19 protein-coding genes are annotated in these 19096 nt (G+C 61.5%); 2 read left to right on the top strand and 17 right to left on the bottom strand.

The features are described 5' to 3' along the window. Window positions 1-24: 24 nt before the first annotated feature. The 11 genes from ACO07N_RS11200 to ACO07N_RS11250 all read right to left on the bottom strand — a co-directional run bounded on the left by ACO07N_RS11200 (window position 25) and on the right by ACO07N_RS11250 (window position 10795). On the bottom strand, window positions 25-1335 hold the full coding sequence (locus tag ACO07N_RS11200; protein WP_421981090.1) for a sensor histidine kinase: 1311 nt from the start codon (window positions 1333-1335) through the stop codon (window positions 25-27). A gap of 4 nt (window positions 1336-1339) precedes the next feature. Continuing rightward, on the bottom strand, window positions 1340-2026 hold the full coding sequence (locus ACO07N_RS11205) for a response regulator (RefSeq protein WP_421981091.1): 687 nt from the start codon (window positions 2024-2026) through the stop codon (window positions 1340-1342). Between the two features lie 22 nt (window positions 2027-2048). Beyond that, the gene (locus tag ACO07N_RS11210) at window positions 2049-2672 is read right to left on the bottom strand and encodes a Spy/CpxP family protein refolding chaperone (RefSeq protein ID WP_421981092.1); all 624 of its coding nucleotides are present in this window, start codon (window positions 2670-2672) and stop codon (window positions 2049-2051) included. A gap of 56 nt (window positions 2673-2728) precedes the next feature. After that, window positions 2729-3121, bottom strand: a complete 393-nt coding sequence (locus tag ACO07N_RS11215) for a hypothetical protein (protein WP_421981093.1) — start codon at window positions 3119-3121, stop codon at window positions 2729-2731. Window positions 3122-3401: 280 nt separating this feature from the next. Beyond that, window positions 3402-3563 (bottom strand): hypothetical protein, encoded by a 162-nt coding sequence (locus ACO07N_RS11220; protein ID WP_421981094.1) that lies wholly within the window; start codon window positions 3561-3563, stop codon window positions 3402-3404. A gap of 47 nt (window positions 3564-3610) precedes the next feature. Continuing rightward, entirely contained in the window at window positions 3611-5224 is a 1614-nt protein-coding gene (locus ACO07N_RS11225) for an MFS transporter (RefSeq protein WP_421981095.1), read from the bottom strand. 68 nt (window positions 5225-5292) lie between these two features. Then, entirely contained in the window at window positions 5293-6138 is an 846-nt protein-coding gene (locus tag ACO07N_RS11230) for an efflux RND transporter periplasmic adaptor subunit (RefSeq protein ID WP_421981096.1), read from the bottom strand. 14 nt (window positions 6139-6152) lie between these two features. Beyond that, a complete protein-coding gene (locus ACO07N_RS11235) occupies window positions 6153-6425 on the bottom strand; it encodes a DUF1427 family protein (RefSeq protein ID WP_421981097.1) in 273 nt (90 codons plus the stop codon). Between the two features lie 17 nt (window positions 6426-6442). After that, entirely contained in the window at window positions 6443-8167 is a 1725-nt protein-coding gene (locus ACO07N_RS11240) for an amidohydrolase (RefSeq protein WP_421981098.1), read from the bottom strand. A gap of 72 nt (window positions 8168-8239) precedes the next feature. Continuing rightward, window positions 8240-10036 (bottom strand): amidohydrolase, encoded by a 1797-nt coding sequence (locus ACO07N_RS11245; protein ID WP_421981099.1) that lies wholly within the window; start codon window positions 10034-10036, stop codon window positions 8240-8242. A gap of 108 nt (window positions 10037-10144) precedes the next feature. Beyond that, entirely contained in the window at window positions 10145-10795 is a 651-nt protein-coding gene (locus tag ACO07N_RS11250) for a hydrolase (protein WP_421981100.1), read from the bottom strand. Between the two features lie 475 nt (window positions 10796-11270). Between ACO07N_RS11250 and ACO07N_RS11255 the strand changes: the two genes are divergently transcribed. Beyond that, complete coding sequence (locus ACO07N_RS11255) at window positions 11271-12056, top strand: helix-turn-helix domain-containing protein (RefSeq protein WP_421981101.1); 786 nt, start codon at window positions 11271-11273, stop codon at window positions 12054-12056. 4 nt (window positions 12057-12060) lie between these two features. Here the strand turns inward: ACO07N_RS11255 and ACO07N_RS11260 are convergent, their stop codons facing one another. The 5 genes from ACO07N_RS11260 to ACO07N_RS11280 form a co-directional block, all read right to left on the bottom strand. Further along, window positions 12061-13116, bottom strand: coding sequence for an L-idonate 5-dehydrogenase (locus tag ACO07N_RS11260; RefSeq protein WP_421981102.1), 1056 nt, complete (start codon window positions 13114-13116; stop codon window positions 12061-12063). A gap of 8 nt (window positions 13117-13124) precedes the next feature. Continuing rightward, window positions 13125-14396: a TRAP transporter large permease gene (locus tag ACO07N_RS11265; RefSeq protein WP_421984417.1), complete on the bottom strand. Its 1272-nt coding sequence runs from the start codon at window positions 14394-14396 to the stop codon at window positions 13125-13127. A gap of 8 nt (window positions 14397-14404) precedes the next feature. Continuing rightward, window positions 14405-14902 (bottom strand): TRAP transporter small permease, encoded by a 498-nt coding sequence (locus ACO07N_RS11270; protein ID WP_421981103.1) that lies wholly within the window; start codon window positions 14900-14902, stop codon window positions 14405-14407. 65 nt (window positions 14903-14967) lie between these two features. Next, window positions 14968-15945, bottom strand: a complete 978-nt coding sequence (locus tag ACO07N_RS11275; RefSeq protein ID WP_421981104.1) for a TRAP transporter substrate-binding protein — start codon at window positions 15943-15945, stop codon at window positions 14968-14970. Between the two features lie 5 nt (window positions 15946-15950). After that, window positions 15951-16679 (bottom strand): GntR family transcriptional regulator, encoded by a 729-nt coding sequence (locus tag ACO07N_RS11280; protein ID WP_421981105.1) that lies wholly within the window; start codon window positions 16677-16679, stop codon window positions 15951-15953. Window positions 16680-16807: 128 nt separating this feature from the next. Between ACO07N_RS11280 and uxuA the strand changes: the two genes are divergently transcribed. Beyond that, the gene (gene uxuA / locus ACO07N_RS11285; protein ID WP_421981106.1) at window positions 16808-18028 is read left to right on the top strand and encodes a mannonate dehydratase; all 1221 of its coding nucleotides are present in this window, start codon (window positions 16808-16810) and stop codon (window positions 18026-18028) included. A 25-nt stretch (window positions 18029-18053) separates the two neighbouring features. On the opposite strand, the gene ACO07N_RS11290 is transcribed toward uxuA, so the two are convergent. Further along, a complete protein-coding gene (locus ACO07N_RS11290; RefSeq protein WP_421981107.1) occupies window positions 18054-18869 on the bottom strand; it encodes a LuxR C-terminal-related transcriptional regulator in 816 nt (271 codons plus the stop codon). Between the last annotated feature and the right edge of the window lie 227 nt (window positions 18870-19096).

Below are 19096 nucleotides of genomic sequence, written 5' to 3' on the forward strand. Positions count from 1 at the left end.
CTTGCGAAAGCCTAAAATCGCGGCTCAGGTTCCGCGGGGCGGTGGTGTCAGGGGCAGGCTGACCCGGATGATCGAAGTCCCGTTCGACCCGGCGGCAACGAAAGCGGTTCCGCCATGGACTTCCGCGATCTTGCGCACCAGCGGCAGGCCCAGTCCGTAGCCGTCGACATTCTGCTTGCCCGGTGCGCGGTAAAACGGCTGGAACACGTTTTCCCGGTCGGCCTCGGAAATTCCATCACCGCTGTCATGGACGTCAATCCGTGCGGTGTTTCCGTAAACGGACAGGGCAATGGTCACTGGTGGTACGCCGTGTTTGAAGGCGTTTTCGAGCAGGTTGCCGAGCATTCGGTGCAGGAGACGCGGATCTCCGGCAATCTCCGGAACGCGCCCCGAATATTGGCAATTGTCGTAGCGGGCGCATTCCTCGGCAACGAGAGCGAGGAGATCGACGGGTTCGGGCGTGCCCGTCGGCATGTCGCCATCGAGGCGGCTCATGACCAGGATCTCGTCGATCAGCGCGTCGAGTTCCTCGATATCGCGCTTCAGGGCGCTTCGGTGTCTTTCGGAAGCTTCCGCCTGATCCATCTCAAGCGCAAGCTTGATGCGCGCCAGTGGCGTGCGCAATTCATGCGAGGCATTGGCGAGCAGAAGCTTGTGTGCGCTGACAAGCTGCTCGATTTTGTCCGCCGCCGAATTGAACTTGCGGGCAAGCTGCGCAACCTCGTCCTGTCCCTGGACGTCGACGCGGGCATTGAGGTCTCCGGAGCCGATCCGGTCGACACCGTGGCTCAGGGTTTCCAGGCGCTTGGTGAGGCGGCGGGACACCGGATAGACGGCGATCCCGACGCAGACGGCGACAACAGCCAGCAGGAACAACAGGTTCAGGAGAGGCTCGAACGGAGGCGCGTCATGTGCGTCGGCAACCAGCCAGCGGCCATCCGGCAGGGCAAGCGAAAGGACCGGTCCGCCACGCGCCCGAAACCAGCCGGTTTCACCGGCGTGCCGATCCGGTGGCATGTCCGGTTCGCCGTAGACCGCGATGGACTGGCCTTCCTCGTCGAACAGGGCAAGGGCGATGTCGAGCTCTGCACCGAGGCCCGCAATCGTGCGCTGCTGATCTGCGCGGCTCGCATCGTCAGGCGGAAGCGTCAGGGCGACGAAGCGGCTGACCGTATCCAGGATGTTCCGGTTCAGGCGGTCACGGCCCACGGCTTCCCACAAGACGCCGGAAATGAGGACCACCAGCACGAGGCTTGCGATCAGAGTAGCATAAATCTGAAGGTAGAGCCTGCGTGTCAAGCCCGAGGCAAAGAAGCGGCGCGGTTTGTTTGCCATCGCGTCAGTCCTGTGCCCGGGCGAAGACATAGCCGGCGCCGCGCACGGTGATCAGCCGGCGCGGTTTGTTCGGATCGTCTTCGATTTCGGCCCGTATCCGTGAGACGTGGACGTCGATCGACCGGTCGAAGGCCGCGAGGCTTTCACCCTTCAAGAGGTCCATGATCATGTCCCTTGAAAGAACGCGGCCGGCCCTGCTGGCAAGGATCTCCAGCAACTGGAACTGGTGGGCGGTGAGGTTGCAGGCCCTGCCGTCGATCCGCGCCTCCATCGCCGACCCGTCGATTTCGAGCCGGCCGAACCGGAAGATCTGCCGGTCCGGCTCGACCGGACCACGCCTCAGGATCGCCTTGAGGCGGGCAAGCAATTCCCTCGGCTCGAAGGGCTTGGGCAGGTAATCGTCCGCGCCGAGTTCCAGCCCGATGATGCGGTCCATGGGTTCTCCCTTCGCCGTAAGCATCAGGATCGGTGTCTGGTCGGTCGCCCGCAGGATGCGGCATACCTCAAGCCCGTCGATATCGGGCAGCATTATGTCGAGGAGGATTGCGTCGAAACGGTTCCGTTTCTGCAGGTCGAGGCCCTGCTGACCTGTCGGCGCGATCGACACGCTGAAACCCGACGCGCCGAGATAGTCCTGAACCATCTCGGCAAGCCGGGCATCGTCTTCAATGAGAAGGATGTGCTGCGTCATCTTACGGCGCGCTTCGTCCTCGTTAGTGGTGACGGAACCCCGGACGCATAGCACGGAACTCCTTGATGCGCTCGTCAAGTTGGCTGCGCTGTTCCGGTGACAGAACATCCGCGACCTCGATCATCATGCCGGTCAGCGTCTTGCTCACCTCGTCGGCAAGTGCGAGTTTCTCGGCGCGGAGAGCCTCGACGGCGAAACGGTCGACCTCCTGGGCCAGCAGCAACTCGCGAAGCTCTTCCCCAACGCCGGACATGTCCATGCGCATCGCCTTCAGGTCAAGTGCGACCGGGGTCACGATGCCGATGATTTCATCCACCTGCTCCTGTGTCGCGTCGATCTCGATCGCGACATGGCGAACCACACGCGTGATGCGTTCCTTGATTTCCTCATCGCTCAGCCTGAGCAGCATGCCGGGTCCGCCACGGGCCTTGCGCCAGCTGATGCCGTGAATGTCCGGTAGGCCGCCAGCTTGAACGGAACCGGCAACTTGGCTGTTCAGGGCGGGCGCGGCAATGGCCTTGGAAGCGCTGTTGACGCTGATTGCCGACCCCGTCAGGATTCCGGTGCTGATCAGGCAGGCCGCGATGAGCCGGCTTGTGCGCGGGGTTGCCGTTTTCAGGCGCAGGTTTTCCAGTTTCCGAAGCATGTCAGGGTCCTTTCGGGTTGGTCGGGGGGGGGCAGAGAGGGGTCGCTTCCGCGTGTCTAGTTGCGCCTTCCACGAGGCGCGATTTCCTTCAGTATGTGCATCTGCTGAGGTGTCAGCACCGCTGAAAGCTCGGTCTCAAGCTCGCGCTGGTTCTGCATCATTTCAGCGCGCAGTTTTCGCATGACCTGAAACGACGGCCGTCCCTTTGAAGGGTCGACACCGTGTCTTGCCAGGAGCGCTTTCGTCTCGGCGAAGTGGGTGTCCATGATGGAGATGAAGACGGGGGTCTGTTCGGGTGACAGGCTGAGCTTCGCAGCAAGATCAGCCGGTCTTGGCGGCGCAGGCACTTGCTGCGCAAGACTGTGTCCGGCCGTCAGGGCCAAAGCCAGGATGAGTGCGGCGGTCGCTATACCGGCACGGTGAAGGCGTATCCGGAGGGTCTCGATCATGAGGTCGTTTTCCTTGTTGGCACTGCCGGAAAACCCCAAGAGTGGGGGCTGGGTGTTTTCCGGCAGTCAGCGGGCGATTGCAGCGTCCCGATACCGTAGGAAATAGACCGCCTCGGTTTCTCGCGTTCTTCGCGAGTGTAAAGAAATGTAAAGCCGGAAAGACTCGGACGGACGCAACACCCCGGCCGGGCCAAAAGGGAGCTTGCGCAACAGATGGAAGTCTGCGGCGCCGTGCTGAAACAGCGTGGAACCACTGTCAGGGCGCACTGAGCCTGTTCGCTCAGGTAATGGTCCAGCCGTCGGACAGGAGGCGCGCGCCCGGGGGCAGGTCGTCCCGGAAAAGACCACCGGAGGCTGCGATATGAGAGCGTTCCGCCGTGTCGCGCATCTTGGCCGATGCTCCACATCGTCCCGCGACACGCTCCTCGCGGAACACTCTCATGTCCCGGTCTGATAGGGTCTTACTTTTTTAAGGTTGGTATCTGGGGGTCAAGCGGCCGGCGCGATCAGGTGTCGGACCCTCGGAGCGTCCGGGCCTTGATGGAATTTACGCACCTCATCCTGCAGGTCCGCGTCTGTCCGGGTCACGCGGTCATGCTGGCGCAGGTGATCGAGCCAGCTTGAAACGATAAAGCTCTCCGTCCAGTGCTCCGCATTTTCCGCGTCCTGAAACAAATTCCAGTCGACAGCTCCGTCACGCCGGCGCTGCGCGGAAAACCTGCGCAATGCGGTCACGAAGGCATCGGTGTCGGCCGCCTTCACGTGATAGTCGATCAGGATCATTACCGGCCCTCTGTCCGCGGCAAGTTCGTCTGAAACAATCGGCGCCGGCCAATGTGCCGAGGGCGTCAGGTCAAGCGAACCGACCGAAGTCAGCGGCACCCGGCGCACCAGAGCCAGCATCACCACCAGGACAACGGCTGCCGCCAGGAGAGCCGCCGGGATTCCCGCGATCGCGGCTACCTGTCCCCAGATCACGCTGCCAAGGCTCATGGAACCGAAGAAAACCGTGAGGTAAATGGAAAGCCCGCGCGCGCGCACCCACTCGGGCAAGGACGCCTGGGCCGAGACATTCAGGCTGGAAAGCACGGCGATCCATGAGAAGCCGGCAAGCAGGGAGACCGCATAGCCGGCGATGGCGGAGGGAACCAGCGCGAACACCGCGAGGACCAGCGCCGTTCCGATTGTTCCCGCCGCGACCGTGTCGTCGGCTCCGAGCCGCTTGCGGATCTTCGGCAGGAAAAGGGCCCCGAGGACTGCGCCGCCCCCCACACAGCCGAGCAGCATTCCGTAAAGTCCGGGGCCGCCTGAGAGCAGGTCCTTTGCGATTAGCGGCAGCATGGCCCAATAGGCGCTCGCAAACAGGAAGAAGGCGATGGCGCGCAGGAGCGTCGACTTGAGCGCGGGACTGTGCAGCGCATAGCGCACACCTGTCTGTATGGCGCTGAAGACCGGTTCGGGCGGCAGTCGCCTTTCGGTTTTGTGCTCTGGCTTCCAGAAGACCAGAGCGGCAAGAATGCCGACAAAGCTGAGCGCGTTGAGGGCGAAGGGAGACGCCAGGCCAACGGCCGTTATCAGAACGCCGGCGAGCGCCGGGCCGATTGCGCGGCTGATATTGATCCCCATCGAATTGAGGGCGACGGCCGACGACAGGTCCTTCCTGGGAACAAGACTTGGCACAATCGCCTGCCAGGCGGGCGCGACGAAGGCGGCGCCGGTTCCGAGCAGGAAGGTGAAGAGCAGCAGGAGTTCGACGGTCGCCTGTCCGCTGGCAACGACAACGGCAAATAGACCGGCGACAACGCCCATAAGCAAATTGACCACCAGCAGGAGCCGCCGCCGGTCGACTATGTCGGCAACAGCGCCAGCCACCAGGGCGAACAGGAAGACGGGCAGGGTGGTCGCAGCCTGCACCAGCGAAACCATTACCGGGCTGGGAGACAGTGTCGTCATCAGCCAGCCGGCCCCGACATCATGCATCCATGTCCCCACGTTGGAAACGACGGTTGCTGTCCACAACATGGCAAAGGGGAGCGACTGAAACGGTGCCCACGCACCACCTTCCCGGGCGGTCACCGGTTTCTGTTCAACGTTGGTAGACATGGAAACGCTCCGGGCTCGCTTGGTTCTTGCAGATTTAGTCGGGCAACGGCGGCAACAGGCCGGCGCGCTTAGTCTTGTTGAAGGTCGGCGGTGACGGTCACGGTCATGCCGGGGCGCAGGGTCCGCTCCGGGTTCGGGACCAGGGTAAAGACGGTCAGCGCACCGCTCGCCTCTTCAACGGTCGCGCCTGCAAATTCGGGCCTGAGGCCGGAAGCGACTGTTTCACCGCTTTGCAGCGTGACCGTCAGGGACAGCTTCGGGAACAAGTCCTCCAGTGTCGTTGCCCCGGTGGCCCGAAGCGTCGCGAGACGCGTTTCGTAAGGCACCTTGTAGGCCACGAGCACAGGGTCCAGTTGCACGATCCGCGCGAGCGGCGGACCGGCCTCCGCTTCCAGAAAAGCGCCGAGAGCGGCGGACGGGCGGCTGATGATACCGGCGATTGGCGCGCGGATTGTCGCCTTATCGAGCTCCAGCTCTGCCCGGTTCAACTGGGCGACAGCAATCATGCGCCCCGCTTCGGCTGCGGCAAGCAGTGCCGTGGCGTCGTCCAGGCTGGCATTCGAGGCAACTTTGCGCTCCGAAAGGGTTATCAACCGGGAGGCCCGTTGCTGCGCCGCTGCCAGCTGCGCATCTGCGGCTTTCAACTGCGCTTCGGCCATCTGCACATCGATGTCCAGCGTGCGCGTGTCCTGACGCATCAGCGCCTGTCCTTCGCTGACCAGCTCTCCGCCCTGAAACAGGATTTCGGTGAGTTGACCATCGGTTCCTGCGGACAGAACGGCGGTTTCACGCACCTCGACGGTTCCCACGAATACAAGATCTTCAGCCAGCGTTGGAGAAGCGATAAGGAGAACGCAAAGGAAAACCAGAACGCCGAAGGGCCTGGTTTTGTGGTGCAACGGTTTGTTGGTCATGTCTCTTGCCTTGCTCAGGTGCGATTGCGCGCGGGCATTTCGCGCGTGCCGCCCGCAGTCCCGGACTTTGCCGTCGCGAACGACTTGTCGTGGAGGCAATGCGCGGCAGCTTCCTGAACCGTGAATTTCGATTTTGCCCAGGAGACCGCCGTTTCCCCGATCAGCATGCCCAGAAGACCGAGCAGGGCGATGACGGGCGGTGCCGGCGAACGCGTGCCCAGGAGAGCGTAGAGCACGCCAACACCGAGCCCGATGCCAAGGGAAACGAGGTAGGGTGTGTAATTCATGTCTGTCTCCTTCAGGCTCAAGCGAAGCTCAGGGTGTTTGCCGGAGCGCCGGGGGCACCGAAGAACGGTACGGGCGACCAGTCCGGCAATTCAGCCAGCGGCGGTGGTGCATACTCGGATAGCGTGCCCTTGGCATGGACAATCTTTCCACCCGACAGTGTCAGATCTGAGGTGATCTCGGTAATTTCACCTTCCTCGACGGCAAAGTAATCCCGGTCGAGCACGGCAAGGTCGGCAAGCTGACCGGCCGTGATCTGACCCTTGATGCCGTCTTCGCGGCTGAACCAGGCACCGGCTGCAGTCCAGTGGCGCAAGGCGTCCTCGCGGCTCAACCGGTTTTCCGCCGCCCAGATGATGTCGCCGCCGCGTCCCTTGCCCGAGACCGCCCAGTGAATGGCGAGCCAGGGGTTGTAGGACGACACGCGCGTGGCGTCGGTTCCTGCGGCAATTGGCACGCCGGAGGCCATCATCTTGCGGACCGGCATGACGTCCCTCAATGCGTCTTCACCGTAGCGCTCGCGATAAGCCGTTGCCTGGAAGGCAATGCGGTTCTGGTAGGAGATACCACCGCCCAGGCGAGCGACCCACTCCATCGTCTTTTCCGAGATCGTCTCACCGTGATCAAAGATCCAGTTGAGTTCCTCAAGAGCCCTGTCGCGGCCAACCTCCTCGAGCACCGTGAGTAGGCGGTGCGCACTTTCCTCGTATGTGCAGTGGAAGCGGATCGGCCACCGGTTCTCCAGGAGGAACTCCAGAACCGGCCTGAGATCACCCTCCATGCGCTTTGGCAATTCGGGGCGCGGATAGGAGAAGTCCTCGAAATCATAGGCCGATGCGACCAGCATTTCACCGGCGCCGACACACTTGAGATAGGAGTTGCCCTGATCCGGCTTCACCATGTCATGCCAGCGCTTGAAGTCGTCGAGCTCGAAAAGCGGCCGCTGTGCGAACAGTTGATAGCCGATGCGCACGGTCTGTTCGCCCCGCCGGTTCAACTCGGTGATGACACCGTAATCGTCCGGGTAGTTGAGAAAGCCGCCGGCGCAGTCGAGCGCGGACGTCAGGCCAAGTCCGTTCAAGGCCCGGAAATAGTGCTTCGTCGACAGGATCTGCTGTTCGAAATCGAGTTTCGGCGCCATGTCGAGAAGCGCGTAGAGCGGCTGCGCGTTCGGCCGTGCGAGGGCGAGGCCGGTCGGGTTGCCGTTGTCGTCGCGCTCAAGCCGGCCCGAGACGAAAGGCTCGTAGTAGTGGCTGTCGATCCCGAGCGCACGAAGAGCCGCCTTGTTCAGCCAGGCGCGGTCGTAGAGATGCAGCACATAGACGGGCACATCCGGCGCAACGGCATTGATCTCGTCGATGGTCGGCAAGCGGCGCTCGGCAAACTGGTCTGCGGACCAGCCGCCGACGACGCGGATCCATTGCCCGGCCGGTGTCCGCTGAGCCTGGGCCTTGAGCATGGCAAGACCGTCCGCAAGCGAGGGAACGTGGTCCCACCTCAATTCCATGGCGAAATTGTTGCCCTGCCGGATGATATGCGTGTGACTGTCTATCAGGCCCGGAATAACGCGCTTGCCCTTGAGGTCGATCACGGTCGTGTGGCTGCTCTTGAGCCGCATGATGTCGTGGTCGCTCCCGACCTCTAGGATCTTTTCGCCTGCAATTGCAACGGCCTCGGCAACCCGGTCCTGCGCGTCGAAGGTCGTGATTTTTCCGTTGGTTAGGATCAGGTCTGCTTCGGTCATGAGATCTCTCTGGAAATTGGAATTCAGGTCTTCGGGAGACCGGTGTCTCAAACCGGTCTCCCGATGGCTTTGTTACAAGGACCGGGTATCGCCAAAGGTGATCACCGGCGACCAGTCGGGGCTGACCGGGGGTACGTGCCGCAGGTCGTGATGCGCCAGATCGTCCTTCGCGAACACGACCTTGCCGTCAACGGCGGTCAGGGCTGAGGTGATGCGCCCGATTTCCGCGTCGGTCACGGCGAAATAGTCGCGGTCGAGGATCGCGAAATCCGCCAGCTGGCCTTCGGTGATCGCGCCCTTGCGGCCGCCGTCCCCGGTGAACCACGAAGAGCCGACGGTCCACACGCGCAATGCTTCCTCGCGTGTGAGCAGGTTGGCGTCGTCGTACATCCGCATGCCGCCGCGCGACAGACCAGTCGCCATCCACTGGATCGAGTACCAGGGGTTATACGAGGTCACCCGGGTCGCATCGGTGCCTCCGCCCATCGGCACGCCCAGATCCATGATGAATCGGAAGTTTGGTGTCTTCTTGAGCTTTTCCGGGCCATAGTTGCGCACGAAGTCCTCAGCCTGGAACTGGAGGCGGTTCTGCAGCGCGATTCCGCCGCCGAGTTCCGCGATTCTCTCAAGGTTCCGCTCAGAGAATGTCTCCACGTGGTCGATGAACCAGCCGTCGACAAGGCCCGCACCCCTGGCCACGTCCTCATAGACCTTGAGCAGCCGGTCACCCGTCTCGTCATAGGTGATGTGCTGACGGAAAGCCCAGCCTTTTTCTCCCAGCAGGGTCATGATCTTGTGCTGGATTTCCTCGGCATCACGGTCGATTTCCGGACGCGGATCTCCGAAGATCTCGTAGTCGTAGGAGGCCCAGGTCAGGTTTTCGCCCGCACCCACGAGCTTCAGCATGTCGTCGCCGGTACCCGGAGTGAAACGCGACGTCCAGTCCGTGTAATCGTCGAACTCGCGGCCCTTGACCTGTGGGAACGTATGATAGCCGATCCGCGTGGTCAGCAGACCTTCGCGGTGCATGTGATTGATGACCTTGTAGGGATCGGCATTCGGGAACTCCATACCGCCGCCACCGGCATCCGAGACGGACGTGATCCCGAGCGAATTCAGCTCGTCCATGTATTGCATGGAGGAGTTGATCTGGTCGCGGATCGACAGCTTCGGCGCCTGGCTGAGGGTCTTGTACATCAAGAGCCCGGACGGTGCGGCCAGCAGCCGGCCCGTGGATGCGCCGGTCTCGTCCTTTTCGATGATGCCGCCCGGATAGGTCGGATGATCGGCCTGATCGTAGTTGAAATACGAGATTGCGCGGCTGTTGAGCAGCGTCATTTTGTACAGGTAGTGGATCAGAACCGGATGGTTCGGTGCAACACTGTCGAGTTCCTCGATGGTCGGCAGGCGCTTTTCCTTGAACTGGAATTCCGAAAAGCCGCCCGCGACGCGGATGAACTGGCCTTCCGGTGTCCGGTCCGCCTGCAGGCGCAGAAGGTGAAGCGCTTCCTCCAGGCTGTCCGCTGCATCCCAGCGAACCTCGAGATTGTAGTTCACGCCACCGCGGATCGAGTGCGTGTGACTGTCGATCAGGCCGGGGATGATGCGTTTCTTGTTGGCGCGGATGACCTGCGTGAACGGCCCGATCAGCGGTGCAACATCGGTTTCGTCGCCGATGGCGATGAACCGGCCGCCGCGCGCGGCGAGCGCTGTGGCTTCCGGACGTGCCGGATCCATGGTGGTAATGCGTCCGTCGAGAACGACCAGGTCCGCGAAACCGCCATTGATCTGGGCGTAGGCAGGTGTCAAGGCGCTCGAACCAAGAAGGGCGGCCGCCCCTTGCAGGAACTGACGTCTTTGGATTGGCATAACAAACCTCCGTCCGGCATGCCGATGACAGCCGGTGCGAATAAACAGGGACTGAAGGAAGGAATGCCGGCGCTGGCCGAACCAGCGCTGGCTTGTCAGGACAGCAGCTTACTCGGCCGCAACGCCCGCTTCCGATGCGTGTTCTCCAAGAGCCCATTTGGAAAAGCGCACCTGGATACCGTAGGGTGTGTGAGCCTTGAGGATTTCCATGACACCGTCATAAGTCTCGCCGCGAGCCCAATCCTGTTGGAGTTCAAAAATGAACTGCAGCGAGTTCATCGGAACAGCACCAGCCTGGACCAGCCGATCCATGGCGCGCTCGTGTGCCTCGGGTGTAACGTCGCCACACGCGTCGGCGGGAATATAAACCTCGTAGCCTTCGTTTAGCAGATCGAGGCTTGGGAACATGACGCATGCCTCTGTCCAAAGGCCGGCCAGGACGATCTTCTTGCGCCCGGTCGCCTTGACGGCAGCACGAAAGTTGCCGTCGACCCAGGAATTGATCGAAGTGCGGTCAATGATTTCCGTTTCTGGAAATAGATCCGTTACTTCCGGCATGAACGGGCCTGAAAAGCTGTCCTTGGCGACCGTGGAAATGATCGTCGGAAGACCGAAAAGCTTGGCACCCTTGGCCAGTGTTTGCACATTATGGACAATCGACAGGCGGTCGTGGCTTTCAACGCCTTGGAACATGGCCGGTTGAAAATCGATCAGGACAAGTGCGGCGTTTTCAGGCGTAATCATTTCAAGTTTAGACATGCGATGAGCTCCTTTGCGAGGATTCAATGGATGATTTTGGTTGCAGAGTTTCCGGTGCCTGGCCGTCCGAACCCAAAGAGATTTCCCGACAAGGTTTCTGGACCAGGTTGATTGAGGAACCGAACGCTGCACGCCGTCTGCGTCTCATGGACGATGAGGAGAATCTGGGTGTGCCGCGCGCTTGAGGCGTCGAATTTGACGGACATTCAAATCTCCATAACTTCTGGGGCGAACAGGGTTTCTGGTTCGGTCGAAAAGGGAGATAGGCGCTTCCAGCTGGAATTATTTCATCTTTCGTGCATATGTTTTACAGGAATTTGCGGATTGGAAATCGGTGCGCGTACAGCGCGTCAACATGGACTGAACAATGGGTCGCCACGCCTTTAAGAACGAACCTGAACACTGCCGCGTATACAGGCAGATCCGTGAGAAAGATGCGATTCCGGAACTGTTCGGGATTGAGGAACAATGGAACATGCCGGTGGTTCGGCACAAGGCCAGTCTCGGCCCGGGCACACGCTTTGAAGGCGTGGGGCATTATATCCTGACCTATCACATTGGCGGAGCAAATGCGCGCCGTCTCGACCTGAATGACGGCTTGTCGATCGCCAGTCAGGGGGCATTGTCGCTGCAGAAGCCGGACAGCTCCGGGATCTTCTCGTCGACCGGTATCGTCGACTACGCCCACTTTTACTTCAACCAGGGCCTTCTGTGCGAGATTGCAGACGAGCTTGAGGGCGCGGAGGTTGCCGAGCCGGACGATTTCTTCGCTCTTTTCGACGCGGCGGCGGCAAGTGACGCAGCTGCCTATGTTCAGCGAGCCGCCAATCCGGAAGACCCGCCGACGTCCATCGAGATGGACAGCCGGGCGTATTTGCTGGGCCTTGGCCTGCTGCGTGCTGTGCGCTCCCGCTCCGGGCACGTCGCCAGTCTCAGCCGGGTCAAACCCGGCTGCGCGATGCGGCCTGTGCTCGATTTCATCGAAGACCGCATCAGCGACCCGTTGCGCTTGACCGACCTTGCGCGGACGATCGACATGAGCCCGTTCCATTTCACACGGGTTTTCAAGACGGAAATCGGCCTCTCACCCTCGAAATATCTCGCAAGGCGGCGGGTGGAACGGGCGCGGGACCTTATTCAGGAATCGAGCCTGCCACTGGCGGAGGTTGCTTTCCGAACCGGTTTTTCAAGCCAGGCGCACATGACGAACCGCATGAAGGCGGAACTCGGCTCAACTCCTGGTGAATTGCGCAAGGGGTGATTATTCAATCGGCGGAGTAACCGTTGAAGAAGATATGCACCTTCATGGCGCGTGCACGGTCTCCGGCCCGTTCGAAGGCTTCGACCGCCTTTTCCAGCGGGAACGACGGGCTGATGATTGGAGACACGTCGATCGTACCGGTGTCGATTGCCTTGACGGCGGCGGCGAATTCCGGGTGAAACCGGTGCGTCCCCCGGACGACGATTTCCTTGCTCACGATCAGGTTGAGCGGCATCGGGGTATCTCCTGCGACCCCGACCGCAATCAAGCTGCCGCGCGGCCTGAGACAGGCCAGCGCATCGCGGATTGCGGGCGCCGCGGCGGAACATTCGAACGCGACATCGAACTGCCCCTTGTCAGCCATGTAGGGACCGAGCCCGTCGTGTTCCTCTGCCAGGTTTACGGTCTTGTCCGCCCCCATCCGTTTCGCGACACTGAGCGGCATCGCCTGCAGATCCGTCGCAACGATTTCGCGCGCTCCGGCGTCCCTGGCCACGGCAACGCACAGGGCCCCGATCGGTCCTGCACCGGTCACGAGAACGCGTTTTCCGTTCAGATCCGGAGCCTGCGCCCGTGCATGCAGGCAGACGGCAAGCGGTTCCGCGCACGCGGCCTCAACTGGGTCGGCATTTAATCCGAACCTGAAGACCCGGGTTTCCGGAACCACGACCCTTTCCCGAAACAGACCCTGCTCATGGGGCAACCGGTAGGCGGATCCCATGAACCGCATGTCGAGGCAATGAACCGGGTTGCCTTCCTTGCAGTAAAGACAATTCCCGCAAGGCCGGCTCGGATTGATGGCGACGAGATCTCCGACATGAACCGCATTGACGTCGTCACCGGTCTCGACCACCCGGCCGGCAGCTTCGTGCCCCATCGCGATCGGTTCCCGGACGCGGACCGGTCCGAAGCCGCCATGGTGATAATAATGGAGATCGGAGCCGCAGATGCCGCCGGCCTGAACAGAAACTTTCACGTCGCCGGGGCCCGTGACCGGTTCGGGGTGCGATTCAAGCCGCAGGTCGTGGATACCATGCAGCACACAGGTGCGCGACGTCATGGCGGGTCCTATCCGAATATGAGGTTTGGCAGCCAGGTCGCCAGGGCCGGGACGAACGAAACCAGCAAGAGGACGATGATGTTGCTCAGGAGAAAGGGCAGAATGGCCCTGACCACCGGCGACAGCGGCAACCTTGCAATCCCGGCGCAGACGAACAGGCAGACGCCGACCGGCGGTGTGGTCAGTCCGATCATCAGGTTCAGCACGGCAAAGGTCGCAAAATGCAGCGGCTCGATGCCGACGGCCTGCGCGAGAGACAGGAGCGGAACGAACAGGATGATCAGCGCGGCGATCGTCTCCATGAACATGCCGACAAAGAGCAGCAGCAGATTGATGATCAGCACGACGAGAATGGGATTGTCGGTGATCGAAAGCACGGTGCCGGCAATGGCCTGAGGAATCCGTTCGGAGACCAGGATCCAGCCGAATACGTTGGCCAGGCCGACCAGCGCCAGGATCGAGGCGGCTGAAACGGCGCTGTCCGCGATGATCTTCGGGACCTTCTTCAAGGGAAGTTCCCGGTAGACGAACGCCCCGACAATGAAGGCATAGACGCTTGCGACAACTGCGGTTTCCGTGGGCGTGGCGATGCCGCTCAGAAGACCGTAGATGATGATGCCCGTCATCGCGATCGCCCAGAAGGCGCTCGCAAAGGCACGGACGAGTTCGCCGGTGCCCCGCCACGGTTCCCTCGGAAAGTTGTTCCGCCGTGCGATCACATAGCAGGTGATCATCATTGCAAGGCCCATCAGCAGACCCGGGATGGCCCCGGCCATGAACATCTGGCCAACGGAGATGCCGCTCAGGGCACCGACGATGATCATCGGGACACTCGGGGGGATGATCGGTCCAACCGTGGAAGACGCCGCGGTGACGGCTGCCGAGAAGTCCGCCGGGTAACCGGCCTTTTTCATGCCGGGGATCATGACACCGCCAATGGAGGCCGCGTCCGCGACCGCCGTGCCGGTGATGCCGCCAAATAGCATCGAGGCACCAATATTGGTCAGTCCCAGCCCGCCCCGGACCCAGCCGACCAGTGCATTGGCGAACCGGATGATCCGTTCGGTGATGCCGCCGTTGTTCATCAGGTTTCCGGCCAGGATGAAACCGGGGATGCTCAGCAGAACGAACACGTCGATTCCGGCGTAGACCTTCTGGGGGATGACCACGAGCGGGATGCCCGAGACCAGAAGATAACTGAGCGACGACAGCCCGAGGGCGATGGCAACGGGGATACCGATCACGAGCGAGCCGATAAAGACGGCAAACAGAACGAACACGTCCAAGGTCAGATCTCCTGCTTCAATCGTGGATCATCGAGGTGCAAGAGCGTGAGAACGGCGCGCATGAGTGCAAAGACCAGGAGCAGAAGAAACAGCAGGAAAACGCTGAAATGAACAAACGACATTTGAAGGCCCATCGCCGGAGATTTCTGGAGCAGTCCGATCTGAACGTATTTCCAGGCGCCCGGTAGCAGTACTGCGGCAAGACCTGCAGTCGCCAGGGAGGCGACGAAGCGCAGCATGCGCGGCCACGGATCGGGCAGGGCGTCGCAGACGATGTCGACATTGACGAGGTCGCCGCTCATCAGCCCAAGTCCGACACCCAGCGCGGTCATGTAGATCAGGGCAAACCGTGTGAGTTCCTCCGTCCAGACCGGGGAATCGCCGATTGCACGGCCCAGAACCTGGGTGAGGACCGCGATGATCAGCACCATGAACGCCAGCAGAACCCCGGTTCGGCAGAGCAGTTCGAGCGCGCGGTAGACGTGCAGGATGAGCTTCATGATACGGCCCGCAGAAAGGCCCGCCGCTGTCTTCACAGCAGCGGCGGGCAAGTTGGGGGAGGGAATTACTTCTGGCTGTTGAAGAGATCTTCCACGATCGGTTTGATCTCGTCATTCACGTTGGCCAGAACGGCGTCCTTTGCCGCTGCCGCATAAGCTGCCCCGTCAACCTCGACGAAGGTCATGCCGTTTTCTTCCAGGTAGGCACGATCCTCGGCGAGACTGGTTTCCAGGAGGCCGCGCTCGAATTCCTGTGCGCGCTTTGCAGCTTCAAGAACAAGCGCCTGGTCTTCGGCGCTCAGATTTTGCCAGGTCGATTCGGCGATCGTCAGGTAGATCCAGGACCGGACATGCTGGGTCAGGTTCACATGGGACTGAACCTCGTTGAAATTGGCGGAGCGGATCAGGGCAAGCGGGTTTTCCTGCGCCCCGATGGTGCCGTTTTGCAGGCTCGTGAACACTTCGGAAAAGGCCATCGGCGTCGGCGCCGCGCCGAGCGATTTCCAGACATCCACGAAGAGAGGGACGTTGGGGACGCGCATCTTCAGGCCTTCGAGCTGATCGGGAGCCGAGATGGCCCGGTTTGATGTGAGGTTGCGCGGTCCGCGCGCAAAATAGGCAATCGGCCGGATCTGCGCCTTCTCGATGATCTGGGCTTCGATCTGGTCGCCGATTTCCCCTGATGCAACCTCGTCCATGTGCTCGGTCGAGGCATAGGCGTAGGGCACGGCGAGAAGAGCGGCCATCGGCGCCCAGTTCTGGAGGCTTTCCCCGGTGATCGTCATGTCGACCGTACCGAGCTGCATGCCGTTGATGAGATCGATTTCCTTGCCGAGCGACTCGTTCGGATAGACTTCGACCGCGATCCGGCCATCGGTCAGGGTGGAGAGCTCTTCGCCGAATTTGACCGCCGCCTTGTGCCAGGCATTCTGTTCGTTCGCCAGATGGCCCAGCTTCAGTGTGGTGTCCTGCGCCACCGCCGCACCGGCCACGAACTGCGTCACGAGGCAGGCTGCAAGGAAATTGCCAATTCTGAATGTCATGACTCTCACTCCCGTTTGGATGATGATCCGTCGGTCGCCAGATCCTCGCAGCGATCGAAATAGACCTGATTTCTCTCTATGATCTGGGGCAGAGTCTTGAGGATCTCGTTCAGATGTTTGCGCATCGGCTGGGAGGCTGCATCCGGTTTCCCCGCATCTATCTGATCGACAATGGCGGTATGCTGATCGATCAGCGTGGCAAAGGGAAAAAGCTCGAAGCTGAGGAACCGGACCCGGTCCATCTGGCTTTTCAAACCTTCCACGAACTGCCACGCAACGTCCTTTCCGGCCGCTTCCGCAAGCGTGCGGTGGAACCTTTCATCTTCATTGATGAAGTCTGCTGAGGACGCTTTTCCGATCTTGGCCTGATGCCGCAATTGCGATCGCAATTCCTTTATCAGGGCCGGCTGCGGATCCTGTGCGAGCAATCGCACGATGTCGGCCTCGACCGCTTCCCGAACGAACCGCGATTGCAGAACGGTCGGGTAGTCGATCCTGGTGACAAGCGTGCTGCGCTGAGGCCGGATCAGGAGCAGTCCCTCCTCGGCCAGCTTGATGAATGCTTCGCGAACCGGCTGCCGGCTGATGCCATAGCTTTTGGCGATCTCTGCCTCGGACAGCTTGCTGCCCGGCGGGAGGTCATTCTTGACGATCCGTTCGCGCAATATGCGCCGCACCTGCGGCGCAATCGCAAGCGTATCGTCAAGCCACGTATCGATTCCGACTTCGTTCAACACGAGAAGTCCTCCCAGAGCGGTTATCTGCCATACTGCCATACTAGTCAACAAAAATTTGACAAGCGGCCGCCAAGCCTTCAAAAAATGGGTTACACGTTGATCCAACGGTATAGGAGGGAACCGGCTTGCGCGAAACATGGAGATGGTTCGGACCGGCAGATCAGGTCTCGCTGGATGATGTCGCCCAGGCTGGGGCCCGCGGGATCGTGACGGCATTGCATCATGTTTCGCCGGGAGACGTCTGGTCGCCGGACGAGATTTCCAGGCGGCAGGCCGCGATCCGGAGCCAGACGGCGCATTTGCCCGAGCCACTGGAATGGGAGGTCGTTGAAAGCCTGCCGGTCTCGGAGGACATCAAGAGGCAGACGGGCAATTGGCGGGAGCATGTCGCAGCGTACAAGACCAGCCTGACCAACCTCGCAGAGGCCGGTCTGAAGGTAATCTGCTACAACTTCATGCCGCTGCTTGACTGGACCCGGACCGACCTGGCCCATCAGGTCTCCAACCGGGCGACATGCATGCGTTTCGATCTGGTCGACTTCGTCATGTTCGACCTCTTTCTCTTGAAGCGGCAAGGCGCGGCATCCGACGTTCCGGAGGAGGTGGCAGAGGCCGCCCGCAAGCGGTTCGCGGATACGGACGATACCTTCAAGACCGCGCTTGTCGGCAATGTCATCTGCGGGTTGCCGGGCGGAAACGACCAGCTGACGCTCGATGATATCCGCGCCCATCTGGCGGCCTATGAACCTTTTGATCATGCGGCGCTCTGCGCGCACCAGACGGCGTTTCTCGAACTTGTCGTGCCGCATGCAGAGAGGCTTGGGCTGCGTCTCTGCTGCCATCCGGACGATCCGCCGTATAGCCTCCTGGGACTGCCTCGGATTATGTCAACGGAAGAGGACTATCAGCGTCTGGTGAGGTCGGTTGATTTGCCGGCAAATGGTATCACTCTTTGCTCCGGATCGCTCGGTGCCCGGGCCGACAACGACCTTCCCGGCATGATGGTGCGCCTCGGCGCGCATGTTCATTTCCTGCATCTGCGCAATGTAAAGCGGGAACATGACACGGTGTTCGGGTCTTTCCATGAATCGGAACATCTCGGCGGCGACGTCGACATGCCGGCTCTGATTGCGGCGGTGCTTGCCGAGGAGGAAAACCGCCGCCAGAGCGGCCGTGCGGATCATTCCATCCCCTTCCGGCCGGATCACGGACAGGACATTCTGGACGACCTGTCCCGGCGGGCGCAGCCCGGCTATCCCGCGATTGGGCGGCTGAAGGGACTGGCCGAGCTGCGCGGCGTCGTTGCCGGACTGGACTATGCGTCGCGCAGGCAAGCTGCCGAGTGACCCCCATCGTCTCCGGCCAATTCGCTCAGCCGGCCCTGGCGCCGAGCGCGCGCAGTTCGCTGATCATGCGGGCATTGTCGAGCGCGATGACACTCTGGTCCGCAAAGGTATGGGCCAGCGCAGTCACCTGCGCATTGAACGGCCGGACCTGCTGCCGGTAAATGGTGAAGGCACCGACCAGGCCGTCGCCCGACAGCATCGGGATTGCCACGAAAGAGCGCGCCCCGCCCAGATCGGCCGTCGCAAGGCGCAGCGGATCATCCGTTCTGTAAAGTTCCTCGGACCGGACATCGACGATGTTGACGACGTCCCGCACCGTTTCCATCCGTCCGAGACCGGTCGCCTTGCCGACCGCGAAAACCCCCTGTCGGTCGAGCCAGTCCCGAAAGCCTTGCGGGATGCCGCGCGTGAAGCGTGCCGAGAACCGCCGGTCGCCGTGATACTCGAACAGGATGCCGAATTCCGCGTCGCACAGCTCCAGTGCATGGCCCAGGATCGCCGCCATCACGGCTTCGGTGTCGCCGCGCGAGCGGCTGATGATCCGCAACACCTCGCTGAGCGCCCGCTCGCGCCCGATGGCTTCCTCCAGGCTCAGAGCCAGTTCTGAAATGACGGCGCCATGGTCGGTTTGGGTCTCGGCGGGCGGGCTGGCGCCGTCCAGGCGGGCACGAAGTTCCAGCTTCGAGGACACTTCCAGCTTCCGGTAGATCGCGGCGAGATGCGTCCGCACCGTCGAAGGCGCGATGTGCAGGCGCTCGGCAATCGCGTGATAGGTTTGCCCGCGCGCATAGCTTTGCGCAATTTCCAGTTCGCGCGGACTGAGTATCGTGTCTGGCTGCACCTGCTTCCGCCCCCGGCTGTCCTGACGCATCCTGCGACGTCTGCCGGCAACGTGCAATCCCGCATGGACCTCCGACAAATACTGCACCGGCAAGCAAAAATTACAGCATCTGCACGATACCGGTCCACGAACGCCGTTCCTATGCTTGGCCGATATGGGGGAGTAGATGAGCAAAACCAGGCAGTCACCAAACCACTTCGCGGCAGATGGCTCGGTCCGGACCGGTG

The organism is Roseibium sp. (assembly GCF_965229775.1).
In the GTDB taxonomy this organism is placed as follows: domain Bacteria; phylum Pseudomonadota; class Alphaproteobacteria; order Rhizobiales; family Stappiaceae; genus Roseibium.

Bases quoted from the DNA above. Each gene is read 5' to 3' on its own strand.
- ACO07N_RS11200 (WP_421981090.1), bottom strand. From the start codon at position 1,335: ATGGCAAACAAACCGCGCCGCTTCTTTGCCTCGGGCTTGACACGCAGG.
- ACO07N_RS11205 (WP_421981091.1), bottom strand. From the start codon at position 2,026: ATGACGCAGCACATCCTTCTCATTGAAGACGATGCCCGGCTTGCCGAG.
- ACO07N_RS11210 (WP_421981092.1), bottom strand. From the start codon at position 2,672: ATGCTTCGGAAACTGGAAAACCTGCGCCTGAAAACGGCAACCCCGCGC.
- ACO07N_RS11215 (WP_421981093.1), bottom strand. From the start codon at position 3,121: ATGATCGAGACCCTCCGGATACGCCTTCACCGTGCCGGTATAGCGACC.
- ACO07N_RS11220 (WP_421981094.1), bottom strand. From the start codon at position 3,563: ATGAGAGTGTTCCGCGAGGAGCGTGTCGCGGGACGATGTGGAGCATCG.
- ACO07N_RS11225 (WP_421981095.1), bottom strand. From the start codon at position 5,224: ATGTCTACCAACGTTGAACAGAAACCGGTGACCGCCCGGGAAGGTGGT.
- ACO07N_RS11230 (WP_421981096.1), bottom strand. From the start codon at position 6,138: ATGACCAACAAACCGTTGCACCACAAAACCAGGCCCTTCGGCGTTCTG.
- ACO07N_RS11235 (WP_421981097.1), bottom strand. From the start codon at position 6,425: ATGAATTACACACCCTACCTCGTTTCCCTTGGCATCGGGCTCGGTGTT.
- ACO07N_RS11240 (WP_421981098.1), bottom strand. From the start codon at position 8,167: ATGACCGAAGCAGACCTGATCCTAACCAACGGAAAAATCACGACCTTC.
- ACO07N_RS11245 (WP_421981099.1), bottom strand. From the start codon at position 10,036: ATGCCAATCCAAAGACGTCAGTTCCTGCAAGGGGCGGCCGCCCTTCTT.
- ACO07N_RS11250 (WP_421981100.1), bottom strand. From the start codon at position 10,795: ATGTCTAAACTTGAAATGATTACGCCTGAAAACGCCGCACTTGTCCTG.
- ACO07N_RS11255 (WP_421981101.1), top strand. From the start codon at position 11,271: ATGCCGGTGGTTCGGCACAAGGCCAGTCTCGGCCCGGGCACACGCTTT.
- ACO07N_RS11260 (WP_421981102.1), bottom strand. From the start codon at position 13,116: ATGACGTCGCGCACCTGTGTGCTGCATGGTATCCACGACCTGCGGCTT.
- ACO07N_RS11270 (WP_421981103.1), bottom strand. From the start codon at position 14,902: ATGAAGCTCATCCTGCACGTCTACCGCGCGCTCGAACTGCTCTGCCGA.
- ACO07N_RS11275 (WP_421981104.1), bottom strand. From the start codon at position 15,945: ATGACATTCAGAATTGGCAATTTCCTTGCAGCCTGCCTCGTGACGCAG.